Here is a 12,687-nt window from a genome sequence, read left to right on the forward strand (position 1 = left end):
TGCGCATTTCTATATACTTTTCTGAATTTTTGAGTTATAATACTTAATAGATAAAATATGACTCATTCATAACATGACATAGAGTGCAGAAAGGGGAATGTGGAATGACAAATAATCTTATTATCACAATTGGCAGACAGTGTGGAAGCGGAGGAAAATTAATAGGCGAGATGCTGGCTGAGAAGATGGGGGTCAAGTGCTATGACAAGGAATTGTTAGCCATGGCAGCCAAGCACAGCGGCCTCTGCGAGGAATTGTTTGAGAAACACGATGAACGACCCACCAGCAGCTTCCTGTATTCCCTGGTAATGGATTCCTATTCCATGGGATATACCGCATCCGGATATTCCGATATGCCCATTAACCACAAGATATTCCTGGCACAGTTTGATACCATCAAGAAACTGGCAGACGAGGCTTCCTGCGTTATCGTCGGACGCTGCGCGGATTACGCACTGGAGGACTATCCTAATGTGGTAAGCGTGTTCATCACAGGAGATGACAAGGATAAGCTGAAACGTCTTCAGGAGCTTTACAAGGTGGACGAATCCAAGGCAAAGGATATCATGATTAAAACCGACAAGCAGCGCTCCAACTACTATAATTATTATTCCAACAAAAAGTGGAGCGACCCGCGCAGCTATGATTTATGCATTAACAGCAGCAAGGTGGGGGCAGACGGCGCAGTGGACGTAATCATGAATTTTGCAAAAGTGAAACAGACGTGGAACAAACAGAAGTAATATCAGATATGAAAACAGCGGATGCTGCCGTACCAATCCAGTTTGGTGCGGCAGCATCTTTTTGATGGCAGGATGATGTACCCTTATTGGGCAGAAGTTGTGTCCATGTCAATCATTTGTTTTGCCATTGCCGTCAGCTCATCTTTTGAGACAGACTTTTTGATGTCCATAAGCATATAGTAAACATCCCCGTCCATCCAGGATATGGAGTTGGCCTGGTCCGTACTGTAATACAGATTCATTTCCCCATATTCCACAAGGGTGGAATCTTTTGAAAAGGACTGGCCGGATGCCGGTTCCGCGGACAGGGTGACCGTTTTGGCAGTGCTGCCGGATTGTTTCACATATTGGAAGTTGATGCCTTTCTGCCTGTTGACCTGAGCGCCGTCTGCGTCCATATCAAATGATTCCGTAATCCTTCCGCTGTCAAACTGATAGCCTCCCGCCAGTGCGGCCGGAGCCTTTGGCTTGAATCCCGCGTCTCTTTGCAGGGTCCCGCTGTCCGGCAGCGTTGAGTATTCTGTTCCCTGGGAACCCACATAACTGACCTTGACGGACTGGGATGCAAAGCAGGGCACCGTATTCATCAGGCAGGCACCTGTAAGTAAAAATAAAGCGATTCTCTTTTTCATGTTTAACTCTCCTTTATTAATAGTTGAATCATTTCCTATGATTGTAACTATAGCAGATGATTCTCTAAGCCACATCTAAAGGCAGCATGGATCTGAAAAAGAGAGGATTGGGGCGGGATAGCGCCCCAATGGAATCATTCCACGGTAACTGATTTGGCCAGGTTCCTTGGCTGGTCCACATCCAGGTTCTTGCCGATGGATGCATAGTAGGCAATGAGCTGAAGGGCAACGGCAATGGGGAATACGGTGAACCGGTCCTCCAGATCCGGTATCCGCAGCTCCATATCCGCAACGCCGTCCTCCAGCTGGGCCTGCTCTTTTGCGAGAAGGATTACGTAAGCCCCCCTTGCCTTCACCTCCCTGACATTGGAAATGGTCTTGGCAAATACGTGGTCCTGGGTGGCGATTGCGATGACAGGCACATTGTCATAAATCAGGGCAATGGTCCCGTGTTTTAATTCACCGGCAGCATATGCCTCGGCATGGATATAGGATATTTCCTTCAGCTTCAGTGCGCCTTCCAGGGAAAAGGCATAGTCCAGTCCCCTTCCGATGAAGAAGGTGTCCCTTTCACGGATCAGGTGGCGTACAAAGGATCTGATATGGTCCGACTGGCCAATCATTGCCTCCATGGCCGGAATCACCGCCAGAAGGTCCTCCATGAACTGCCCGGCCTGAGCTTTGGTGCAGCGTCCCCTGGTAAGGGCCATGCGGCAGCAGAGCATGTAGAGGGCGGCCAGCTGGACAGAGTAGGCTTTTGTGCTGGCAACCGCTATCTCCGGACCGGCGTGGGTATAAAATACATGATCACTTTCCCTGGCAATGGTGGAACCTTTCACATTGACAATTGACAGTACAGGCGCCCCAAGGGACTGTGCCAGCCGCATGGCAGCCAGCGTATCAATGGTTTCGCCGGACTGGGAAATGACGATTGCCAAGGTTTTCCCGTCCACCAGAGGGTCCTCATACCGGAATTCCGATGCAATGGACACCGTGACCGGAATCCTCAGAAGGGGTTCCATCAGCGCCTTAGCCACAATCCCGGCGTGCATGGCTGTTCCGCACGCAATGATGCGTATCTGGTTACAATCCAGGAACAGCTCATCCGGAATACCGTCCGCGGTAAAGTCCGGCAGGTTCCCTGCCAAGCGTGGAAGGATGGTGTTCCTCAGTGCCTCCGGCTGTTCATGGATTTCCTTCAGCATGAAATGGGGGAAGCCGTTCTTCATGGCCGCGTCCATGTTCCAGCTGACCTCCAGCATTTCCGGCTCAATCCGGTTGTAATCCATGTCATATACCCTTACCTTATAAGGGGTCAGACGGACAATATGTCCCTCGGGCACTACAAAATATTCCTTTGTGTAGGAGATAAGCGCTGTCAGGTCGGAGGCAATGATGGCCCCGGAACGGGTGTAGGCGGCCACCAGCGGGCTTACATTGCGGACTGCATATATTTCCCCTGGCCGGTCATCAAAAAGGATGCAGAAGCCGTAAGAACCAGCCAGTTTCTTTACAAATGCCCCGATGGCAGCTAACGGGTCGTGGCGACAGTCCCTGTACACCGCATCCAGAACCCAGGCAGCCACCTCGCTGTCGGTCTGGGATACCAGTTTATCCCCAAGTCCATATTCTTCTGTAAGCTGGTGGTAATTCTCTATGATACCGTTATGGATCAGGGTTACCTGGCCCGCCCTGTGGGGATGGGCATTCTTATCCGTCACACCGCCATGGGTTGCCCAGCGCGTGTGGCCGATGCCGCAGTGTGACACCTCCGCGGTCTTTTTGACACATTCCCTGAGGGCAGCCACCTTGCCCACGTTCTTAATGATCCTGACCTGGGATGCCGTATTAAAATAAGCAATCCCGGCGCTGTCATAGCCTCTGTATTCCAGCCCTGCCAGACCGTTTAAAAGCAGGTCCCTGGCCTCTAATGGTCCTGTATATCCAATGATTCCACACATAATATGATTCCGCCTTTCTTTTCTCAATTAGTTTACAAGTAAATGTCACATAGACGTGAATGATACATGGCGCGGCACAAAAAAGGCCGCACAAAAATAAGCTGTCACCGCAGGACAGTTCTTTCGTATCCGTAATTCTGTTTTTGAAAAATTTTTCCGGTTATGCTGCCTCTGTTTTGCGGTTACCCGCATATTTAACAGCATATCACACGCCCGGACGGCATGGGAGAGTACCCGCCGAATATCTCGATAATCTCTCCACCTCGTTAACCTTCTTACCGGCAGCATTTGTCCTGCTGTTCACGGTCCCGGTAAAAGGTGCATGGCGCTTAGCTTTGCTATGGGTCCCTATTCCTCCTAAATAGATTGGGATTATTATATCTCACTCTATTTTATGCGTCAACCATATTTTGGGTGTTATGCGGGACCAGGGTAAAGATGGTTATTCCAATCTGTGCTCCTTTTGGACCTCCTCCTGAGGAAATACGGCTTTTATTTTGTCGAAATACGGTGTATGATAGAAACAATATAAGGAGGGGGATGTTATGGATCATGTTGAACTTTTAAAGAGTGCGGCCACAGTCCTGGCGGCAGTCATATCAGCAGTGGCATTGATAAAGGTAAACCGGATAGATAACCAGGACAGGATCAGGCGTTCCCTGTGGGCCATGGAAGAGTATATGCTGGCTTTAGGAAAATGCATTGAAAATCCAAAAGAGGAGAACAGGGAAGCGTACGAAGCGTGTTATATGCTATGTAATCTATATGCGGATGAAGGATTGAGGTGAGATGCAGCGGATATCATTAAATGGTTGTCTTATTAAGGTACTTTAATTAATGATTCTTTAAGAGTTTTGTTCTATTTTTTCTTTTGTCCGTATGATATAATGGGGAACGGTGTAATTGCATATGATACCTGTGACGGTAAGGATTATAAAACAATGCGAGATATAATACAGAATTTCCTGAAACTATTTCATACATATAAACAAAGCATATATAAAACATGTGCCCTGGCCCTTGTGTTCCTGGCAGGCTGCTTCCTGTCATTTACAATGGGCAGGCGTTTTGGGCAGCTTAGTCTGCCGCCTGCCCCAAAGCCTTCGGCCATAGGCACACCTTCCACAGCAGAGACACTGAATGGTACCCCACATTTTGAATTTCCGCCATCCGCATCCTATTCAGATGCCACCCCTTCCAATGCCGTCCTGATGAGCCCGGACATTTTAAACCTGGCTTATCTTTATGAGGATGGGGCTGATACTTCCCAGCCCTCCTACAGTTATGCTGGCCGGCTTTATGACCAGCTGGCCGGACTGGATGCCAAGTGGTCCTCCGGAATATATGATTTATATCACTATACACCGGAACGTCTGGCAGCGCTGTTAGGACTTCCGGTTGAGACAGTGACAACCCCTTCCGGGGTGATTCCTGAATTTAAAAATGTGAACCTGCAGTTCCTGGATGGGGACGGACAGGCCTCCGACAGTACTTCTAATGCAAGGAACATTGTTTCCATGGCAAATATCCTTTATTATCATGGCGTCCTGAATGATTCAGGACAGCTGGAGGCATATGTCTCGGATATGTGGAAAGCTTCCCACAGCTATTCGGTACATATGGGGGAAATCTATTACTGTGACGGAAGCTGTCTGGAACATGAGGAAATATCCACTGATGTATCTGCGGCAGACGGTACACCCCTGAATCCGGCTGCTTCAGAAAGCGGGGAGGCAGCGGACCATGAACAGTCAGCTGATAAATCGTCCCCATCATCATCGGAAGCAGAGGAGGACGTCGGGGCAGAACAGGCGGCCAGTGATGCCGGAACAGCTGACAAAACAGGAGAGATGACCGATCATGCGGCAACTGCAGCATCAGGACAGACGACCAACAATGCGGCAACTGCGGCATCAGGGCAGATGACCGATCATGCGGCAACTTCGGCATCAGATTCCAACCACAACAGCAAAGGGCCGGGTGAAACAATCAGCGCGGAGGCAGAAGCCGTGCCGGACACCACAGATGGAACAGGAATCCCGGTGAATCCATGCCCCGGTCATATAGACTTTTCCATCAACATCACGGTAAAAGGGATTACAGAAGCCAACGGACTCTTCCAATCTGACCAACAGGCTGGCAGCGCAGCAGGACAGGGGAGCTGGAAGGGCTGGGATGAACCTGCGATGGAGCAGGTCCGCTATCTGAGCGGACAGGACTGGTACCAGACATACGGTATCAATACCACGGACCTGTTTGTGCGCAATCCACTGACATCTGCTGAGATAGACATTTACATGACCATGGTTCCGGAAGATGCCAGCCAGCAAAAGAAGGATTTTGTCCGCTATGCCCTTTCCTCTGTTGGGAAAATCCCTTACTACTGGGGCGGTAAGCCCAGTTCACCAGGGTACACGGGCAATGACTTTGGTTCCGTCACAGCGCAGGATGAGGACGGACGTTTCCTGAAAGGCCTGGATTGTTCCGGGTGGATTAACTGGGTATACTGGTCCGTTACTGGCAGGGGACTGGGAGCTGCAAGCACAGGTACCCTGATTTCCAGCGGCAGGGCCATTACAAAGGATCAGCTGGTTCCGGGCGATATCTGTATCCGCACAGGCCCCTCCGCCCATGTGGTCATCTTCCTTGGATGGGCGGCAGACGGACAGATGCTGTGTATCCAGGAAACCAGCGGCAATGTGAACAACGTGGAAGTTGGGATTGCTGCATCGGATTGGCAAAGCTACCGGCGCATCCTTGAGTAGGCCGGATAAACATAACGAGAAAGATAGATGAGGTGTGTGTCATGAATTACAATGATGATGATGAGCTGGAACGTATGCGTGCCAGGAACAGAAGAGGGACAAGACGCGGCCCTTCAGCTTCCAGCCCGGCAGCGGGCAGGCAGGTACCTCCTCCCAGGAATGGGAAACAGGGGTACGGCAGCCGCAGCCATTACGATGAGGAATACTATTATGATGAGGAGTTCGGGCAGGAGGAATACGGGCGCGATGCTTACAGCCACGGAGAACGCCGCCAGAACCGCCATGACCAGGCCGGTTATGATTACGGGAACGATTATGGTTACCGGAACAGGGAAGGTTATGGGGACGAGTATGATTACGGGGATGGGGAAGGTTATAGGGATGAGTATGGTTACGGGGATGGGTCCGGGGGCATCATCCTGGAGGATGAACAGGAATACAGACAGCCCAACGGACGCATCCCGTCATCCGCCCATACTTCCCGCACCGGTAAGACTGCCAGGACCGCTGCAGGCAGCAGCGCTTACAAGGGTAAAGGTTCTGCACGCCAGACAGCGTACACGGCAGAAACAGGGCAGCGCAGGCAATATGACGACATTCATGCAGACAGCAATGGAAGGAGCCGCAACGCCTCAGGAAGGCGGGGACAGGGACAGATGGCAAAAAAAAGGAAGAAGAGAGGGTTAAAAAGCATTTTATTGATATTGCTGGCGGCCTTCATCGCATATGGGGCATGGCTGTTCATCCACAGGCCTACCGGGATATGGAACATAGCTGTGTTTGGCGTGGATAGCAGGGACGGCAATACGAAGAATGCACTGGCTGACGTACAGATGATATGCAGCATAGACCGTTCAACCGGTGAAATCAAGCTGGTCAGCGTATACAGGGACACCTATCTGAAAATCAATTCAGAGGGAACCTACCACAAGATTAACGAGGCATACTTTAAAGGCGGACAGAAACAGGGGGTTGCCGCCCTAGAAGAGAACCTGGATATAAAAATTGACGACTATGCCACCTTCAACTGGAAATCCGTTGCTGAGGCAATCAATATCCTGGGCGGTATCGATATTGATATTACCCCGGCTGAATTTAAATACATCAATGCATTTATTACGGAAACCGTCAACTCCACGGGAATCGGTTCCGTCCAGCTGGCCCAGGCAGGCCCCAACCACCTGGACGGGGTACAGGCAGTGGCCTACAGCCGTCTCCGGCTCATGGATACGGACTTCCAGAGAACGGAACGTCAGAGAAAGGTTGTCATGCTGGCGCTTGAGAAAGCAAAACAGGCGGATGCAGCCACACTGACCTCACTGGTCACCTATATGATCCCGCAGATTTCCACCAGCGTTGGGGTAAATGATGTAATCCCGCTGGTAAAGGATATTAAGAAATACCACATCGGCGACACGGCCGGGTTCCCATTCTCCAGACAGACCATGAGGGTGGGAAGAATGGACTGCGTCATCCCCACCACCCTGGAGAGCAATGTGGTGATGCTTCACCAGTTCCTGTATGGGGAGGATACAAGCTACCGTCCATCCTCAGCCGTAAAGAAGATCAGTGCCCATATCTCAGAAGAAACAGGCTTATATGAGGAGGGCAAGGCAGCTCCTTCCGGGGGAGGTTCCTCCGGCGGATCATCCGGCGGTGCGTCCGGCGGAGGCCAGGTGCCGGTCCAGACCTCCCCTCCTGAAACAGTGCCGGAAACAACCGTAGAAGAGAGCACCCAGGAAGAAACAACAAAAGCGCCTGAAACGACAGAGGCAGAGACAACGGAGCCAGAGGAAACAGAAGAGGTAGGCCCGGGTGTGACAAAGCCTTCCAAGGAACCGGATAAGCCGGAAGAAGGAACCACTGCTCCGGAAGAAGGCGGCCCGGGCGCACAGGACGATACAAAGCCTGCTGTGAAGCCAACCCAGCCGCTGGAAGCAGGAACCACGGGTCCTGGAGGTCCTGGAGGCTCAGAAAACAATTCCGGCGGACCAGGCGAAGCCGGACCAGGAGTATGATAAAACCGTATATCCCGATATGATCCAGGGATGAATGATCATAAAAATGGCCTCAGGCGTTACTTAACCGCCTGGGGCCATCCCTTTATATTCCCATCCAGGATTGCATGGAACATACAGTCCTTCAGATGGGGATTATCCTTCTGAAGCTCTTTGATCAGATCCTTAATGTACTGTCTCTTGGTATATCCGTCCATTGGACATGGATTCTTGCACACGGGCAGCTGATATTTATTCTTGAATCCAACGATATCCGCCTCTGTCACAAACAGGAAGGGGCGTATGACCGTCAGGTCCATGCGGTCCAGGTAGGTGTAAGGTGAGAACGAATAGAACCTTCCCTCATAAAACAGGGACATCAGCATGGTCTCAATCACATCATCCCTGTGGTGGGCATAGGCAATCTTATTACATCCCAGTTCCTTTACCTTTTCATTCAGCGCGCCCTTACGCATCTTGGCGCAGAGGGAGCAGGGATTGGATTCTTTGCGGATATCAAATAGGACCTTTCCAATCTCAGTGGGGATTACCGTATAGGGCACGCCAAACTCCCCGCACAGCTCCCTGACCGGTTCCAGGTCCATGTTCCCTAATCCCAGATCCACCGTAACCGCACACAGTTCATACTTCCTGGGATAAAACCGCTGCAGATGATGCAGCGCATACAGCAGCGCCAGGCTGTCCTTTCCCCCGGACACCCCCACTGCAATCCTGTCCCCGTCCTCAATCAAATCATACTTATCTAGCGCCTGTCTCGTCAGGCTTAATAGTCTCTGAAGTTTCATCCTGTCATTTTTCCTTCCAACTGTTATCTTTCCAGACAATTCCGTAATTCCGCATATACTAACCCCTCTATTCTACATACATACCCGTCATCTTGTCAAGAAATCCTATTCCAATCATTGTGGGGTGATTCCACCCCATCCCATAAACCCTTGTGCACTTTCCCCAACTATGTTAAAATGAGGGGAGGAAAAACAAAGGATGATGATAAGATGATTACTTACAAATATGTTATTTCAGACAGACAGGGCCTCCATGCAACCAATGCCATGAGCCTGTGCCGCGCGGCTTCCGGTTATGAAAGCAGCATTTACCTGAAAAGCGGAACAAAGACAGCTGACTGTAAGAATGTGCTGTCCCTCATGAGCCTGGGCGCACGCCAGGGCGAGAGCCTGGAACTGCAGGTGGAAGGACCGGACGAGGGACAGGCAGCCGGATTCCTACAGGGCCTGCTTCGCACAATTTTATGATTTCCTAGCTGTTAGGAAATATATTTACCTCTCTTTTTTCTGGTAATTGGTTATATTATATATAGCATACCAGATAGAACAGGACTGGGAAACAGTCTTATTAAGAAAGAGGGGTATTTATTATGGCAAGATTAGGTATTTCCGTTTATCCGGAGCATTCTACTGCCCAGCGTGACCAGGAATATATAAGGAAGGCAGGAAGCCTTGGATACAAGCGTGTCTTTACCTGCCTGCTGAGCGTGGGGAATAAGAGCAGGGAAGAAGTGGTAGGAGAGTTTTGCCAGCTGGCAGACACGGCCCATGGGTGCGGCATGGAAATCATCCCGGATGTAAGCCCGGCCGTATTTTCCAGGATGGGGATTTCCTATGAGGATCTGTCCATTTTTAAAGAGATGCACGTGGACGGCATCCGTCTGGACGAGGGCTTTGACGGCATGAAGGAAAGCCTGATGACCTATAATCCACAGGGGCTTAAGATAGAACTGAATGCCAGCACACAGTTAGTCTATGTGGAGAATATCATGGACCATCACCCGGACCGGTCCAAACTTGTTACCTGCCATAACTTTTATCCGCAGCAGTATACGGGCCTGAGCCTGGAGCATTTCAACAAATGCAACATGAAGATGAAGTCCATGCACCTGCCGGTGGCTGCATTCATATCCAGCAACAACCAGGGAACCTACGGCCCATGGCCGGTTAACGAAGGCCTCTGCACCCTTGAGATGCACCGTGGCCTGCCCATGGACTTCCAGGCGCGCCACCTGTTTGCCACAGGAATGGTGGATGATGTGCTGGTGGCCAATGCCTATGCTTCCGACGAGGAGCTGGAGGCCTGTGCGGCCGTGAACCCAAGCATACTGACCTTTGGGCTGGTCCTTGAGAAGGAACTGACTGAAACAGAGCAGAAAATCCTGGATTATGGACCAAGGCACGTGGTACGGGGCGATATGAGCGAGTACATGATCCGGTCCACATGGCCAAGGGTTACCTTTGCAGATGAACCGGTTCCCGCTGCCAACACACGTGACTTAAAGCGCGGGGACGTGGTCATCTTAAATGACGGGTACCTGAAGTACAAAGGTGAACTGCACATTGTCCTTAAGGATATGCCCAATGACGGACGCAAGAACGTCATCGGACATCTGCCGGAATACGAGCATGTGCTGTTAAATTATGTAGAACCGTGGAAGGTATTTGCCTTCTGCAAAGCATAAGCAAAAGAGATAAGGAGTCTAACCATGCAGAACGTGAGACAGGAACAGCTGCTTGCCATACTTTCAGAAAGAGGGGACTGGATGACCAGCAGGCAGCTGGCCGGCCTCCTTGGAGTATCAGACAGGACCATCCGCTCTGATGTGGAGGCTATCAACAAACGGATAACCCCGGCGCCCATTGAATCCAATGTGCGCCAGGGTTATCGTGTTATGGAGGACGCCAGGACAAGTATTCCTGTGCCGGAGAAAAAGAACCTTGGGCCGGAGGTCCCCCAGACCCCGGGGGGACGGTGTATATACATTATACAGAAGCTTTTGTTTGAGACCAGGGAGCTGAACCTGGTCTCTCTTCAGGATCAGATTTTTGTCAGCGGTTATTCCATTGACAATGATCTCAAGCGCATACGCAGGATGCTGGAGCCTTACACCAACCTGAAACTGGTACGCAACAGGGAATGTATTTCCCTAAAAGGGGATGAGGCCAGCAAACGGCGTTTTTACAGGGACCTGCTTGTGGCTGAGGTACAGGAGAATTTCCTCAACATGAACCTGCTTGCGGGCCTTTATAAAAGCTTTGACCTGATTGCGGTCAAGGATATCTTTGTGGATGTGCTGGAGGAATATGATTACTCCATCCACGAGTCCATGTTCCCCATGGTCATCCTTCACGCAGGCACAAGCATTGAGCGGATGAACTGCGCCAATTATGTGAATATGGATAACGGCTCCCAGGGCCTTGAGGATACCATTGAATACCAGATTTCCATGACCTTTTTCGACCGTATCTCAAAACGCCTCCACATCGAGGTCCATGACGGCGAGGTGGGGATGTTCGCCCTGGTCATCATGGGCAAGCGGGCCTCCAACTATACAAGTGATTTTGTGAATTTTGAAGGGAAATGGCTGAATACGAAAAAGCTGGTTGCCGAAGCCCTGGATGGGATCTATTCCCTGTTCGGACTGGATTTCCGGGAGGACGGGGACCTGATTGCCGGGCTTAAGATGCACATCCACGGCCTCATAGACCGCGTCAAGGCCAAAGCCCATATGCAGGATGTATTCGTGGAGGAAATCAAGCGCAAATACCCTCTGGTGTTCGATATGGGCATCTATGTGGTGGAGCTTCTGGAGGAAAAACTGGAGGCTTCCATATCCGAGGTGGAATCCTGCTACATTGCCCTCCATCTGGGCGCTGCCAGCGAGCGCATCAACAGTGTCAGGAAGTACAGGACCATCATGATCATCCCCCATAACCAGACATTTTCCGATATGTGTGTGAAGAAGATATCGGAAATGTTCCGTGAGAGGGTGGAGGTGGTTGGGATTTTCCGCTATTTCGAGGAGGAGACGGTTTCCTCCCTGGACCCGGATCTGATACTGACCACATTTCCCCTGGAACACAAGCTGGATGTGCCGACGGTCCCAATCAACCTGTTTGTGGATTCAGAGACAGAGTCAGGCATCCTCCAGGCGGTCAATAAGCTGGACAAGAAACAGTTCCAGCTGGAATTCACCTCCCATATCGGCAGCCTGATACGCAAGGAGCATTTCCATGAAAACGTGACCCTTGGGACGCCGGAGGAAATCATACGCCTGCTGTGCCGCGGCCTTGAAAAGGAAGGCATCGTGGAGCCGGACTTCAAGGATATCGTACTTAAAAGGGAACAGATGTCGCCCACCTCCTTTGTGAATGCATTTGCGATTCCCCATGCCTTCGGGGCCTTTGCCAGCCATTCCACCATTGCGGTGGCCCAGCTGAAAAGCCCGGTCCGCTGGGGGAACTTCGATGTGGGCCTGGTCATGCTCTTTGCCATCAACGAAGGGGATGAGCGGATGATTAAGATTTTCTTTGACTGGGTCAGCAATGTGGTGAACCGGCCTGAGGAGCTGGCAAAATTAGTGTCGTCCTGCACCTATGAGGAATTTATTGACAGGATAATGGGTTGAATTTCCTAACAGCTAGGAAATCCGATTAATGAAAAAAACTGAATAAAGGCCTTATAATAAAGGCAACTTAATAAGAGATGCAGCAAACAGACGGTTTTGTTGCATTTTCTCATTTACGATTTTAAGCAAAACAGCAAACAGGAGGTAGCAT

The 12,687-nt window shown here is 50.7% G+C and carries 10 protein-coding genes; 7 read left to right on the top strand and 3 right to left on the bottom strand.

What is annotated here, in order from left to right; translation table 11 throughout:
• Window positions 1–104: 104 nt before the first annotated feature.
• Window positions 105–743: a cytidylate kinase-like family protein gene (locus LK536_RS30325; protein WP_008725857.1), complete on the top strand. Its 639-nt coding sequence runs from the start codon at window positions 105–107 to the stop codon at window positions 741–743.
• Between the two features lie 83 nt (window positions 744–826).
• On the opposite strand, the gene LK536_RS30330 is transcribed toward LK536_RS30325, so the two are convergent.
• On the bottom strand, window positions 827–1,375 hold the full coding sequence (locus tag LK536_RS30330) for a DUF4367 domain-containing protein (protein ID WP_227794830.1): 549 nt from the start codon (window positions 1,373–1,375) through the stop codon (window positions 827–829).
• 134 nt (window positions 1,376–1,509) lie between these two features.
• The gene (gene glmS, locus LK536_RS30335) at window positions 1,510–3,336 is read right to left on the bottom strand and encodes a glutamine--fructose-6-phosphate transaminase (isomerizing) (protein WP_008725852.1); all 1,827 of its coding nucleotides are present in this window, start codon (window positions 3,334–3,336) and stop codon (window positions 1,510–1,512) included.
• Between the two features lie 545 nt (window positions 3,337–3,881).
• On the opposite strand from glmS, the gene LK536_RS30340 reads away from it, so the two are divergent.
• From LK536_RS30340 to LK536_RS30350, 3 genes are all read left to right on the top strand, one after another.
• On the top strand, window positions 3,882–4,124 hold the full coding sequence (locus tag LK536_RS30340) for a hypothetical protein (RefSeq protein WP_025487286.1): 243 nt from the start codon (window positions 3,882–3,884) through the stop codon (window positions 4,122–4,124).
• A 153-nt stretch (window positions 4,125–4,277) separates the two neighbouring features.
• The gene (locus LK536_RS30345; protein ID WP_227794831.1) at window positions 4,278–6,101 is read left to right on the top strand and encodes an NlpC/P60 family protein; all 1,824 of its coding nucleotides are present in this window, start codon (window positions 4,278–4,280) and stop codon (window positions 6,099–6,101) included.
• 41 nt (window positions 6,102–6,142) lie between these two features.
• On the top strand, window positions 6,143–8,119 hold the full coding sequence (locus LK536_RS30350) for an LCP family protein (protein WP_227794832.1): 1,977 nt from the start codon (window positions 6,143–6,145) through the stop codon (window positions 8,117–8,119).
• 59 nt (window positions 8,120–8,178) lie between these two features.
• Here the strand turns inward: LK536_RS30350 and LK536_RS30355 are convergent, their stop codons facing one another.
• The gene (locus tag LK536_RS30355; protein ID WP_008725844.1) at window positions 8,179–8,904 is read right to left on the bottom strand and encodes a tRNA lysidine(34) synthetase; all 726 of its coding nucleotides are present in this window, start codon (window positions 8,902–8,904) and stop codon (window positions 8,179–8,181) included.
• Between the two features lie 210 nt (window positions 8,905–9,114).
• On the opposite strand from LK536_RS30355, the gene LK536_RS30360 reads away from it, so the two are divergent.
• The 3 genes from LK536_RS30360 (at window position 9,115) to LK536_RS30370 (ending at window position 12,536) form a co-directional block, all read left to right on the top strand.
• Window positions 9,115–9,372: an HPr family phosphocarrier protein gene (locus tag LK536_RS30360; protein WP_008725843.1), complete on the top strand. Its 258-nt coding sequence runs from the start codon at window positions 9,115–9,117 to the stop codon at window positions 9,370–9,372.
• A gap of 122 nt (window positions 9,373–9,494) precedes the next feature.
• The gene (locus tag LK536_RS30365) at window positions 9,495–10,589 is read left to right on the top strand and encodes a DUF871 domain-containing protein (RefSeq protein WP_227794833.1); all 1,095 of its coding nucleotides are present in this window, start codon (window positions 9,495–9,497) and stop codon (window positions 10,587–10,589) included.
• A 24-nt stretch (window positions 10,590–10,613) separates the two neighbouring features.
• The gene (locus LK536_RS30370) at window positions 10,614–12,536 is read left to right on the top strand and encodes a BglG family transcription antiterminator (protein ID WP_227794834.1); all 1,923 of its coding nucleotides are present in this window, start codon (window positions 10,614–10,616) and stop codon (window positions 12,534–12,536) included.
• The last annotated feature ends 151 nt before the right edge of the window (window positions 12,537–12,687 follow it).

Source organism: Clostridium pacaense (assembly GCF_020709765.2).
Taxonomy (GTDB): domain Bacteria; phylum Bacillota; class Clostridia; order Lachnospirales; family Lachnospiraceae; genus Enterocloster; species Enterocloster hominis.

What these genes read in the sequence shown, in the direction of transcription:
- LK536_RS30360 (WP_008725843.1), top strand. Translation starts at nt 9,115, where the DNA reads ATGATTACTTACAAATATGTTATTTCAGACAGACAGGGCCTCCATGCA.
- LK536_RS30330 (WP_227794830.1), bottom strand. Translation starts at nt 1,375, where the DNA reads ATGAAAAAGAGAATCGCTTTATTTTTACTTACAGGTGCCTGCCTGATG.
- LK536_RS30325 (WP_008725857.1), top strand. Translation starts at nt 105, where the DNA reads ATGACAAATAATCTTATTATCACAATTGGCAGACAGTGTGGAAGCGGA.
- LK536_RS30345 (WP_227794831.1), top strand. Translation starts at nt 4,278, where the DNA reads ATGCGAGATATAATACAGAATTTCCTGAAACTATTTCATACATATAAA.
- LK536_RS30365 (WP_227794833.1), top strand. Translation starts at nt 9,495, where the DNA reads ATGGCAAGATTAGGTATTTCCGTTTATCCGGAGCATTCTACTGCCCAG.
- LK536_RS30350 (WP_227794832.1), top strand. Translation starts at nt 6,143, where the DNA reads ATGAATTACAATGATGATGATGAGCTGGAACGTATGCGTGCCAGGAAC.
- LK536_RS30355 (WP_008725844.1), bottom strand. Translation starts at nt 8,904, where the DNA reads ATGAAACTTCAGAGACTATTAAGCCTGACGAGACAGGCGCTAGATAAG.
- LK536_RS30340 (WP_025487286.1), top strand. Translation starts at nt 3,882, where the DNA reads ATGGATCATGTTGAACTTTTAAAGAGTGCGGCCACAGTCCTGGCGGCA.
- glmS (WP_008725852.1), bottom strand. Translation starts at nt 3,336, where the DNA reads ATGTGTGGAATCATTGGATATACAGGACCATTAGAGGCCAGGGACCTG.
- LK536_RS30370 (WP_227794834.1), top strand. Translation starts at nt 10,614, where the DNA reads ATGCAGAACGTGAGACAGGAACAGCTGCTTGCCATACTTTCAGAAAGA.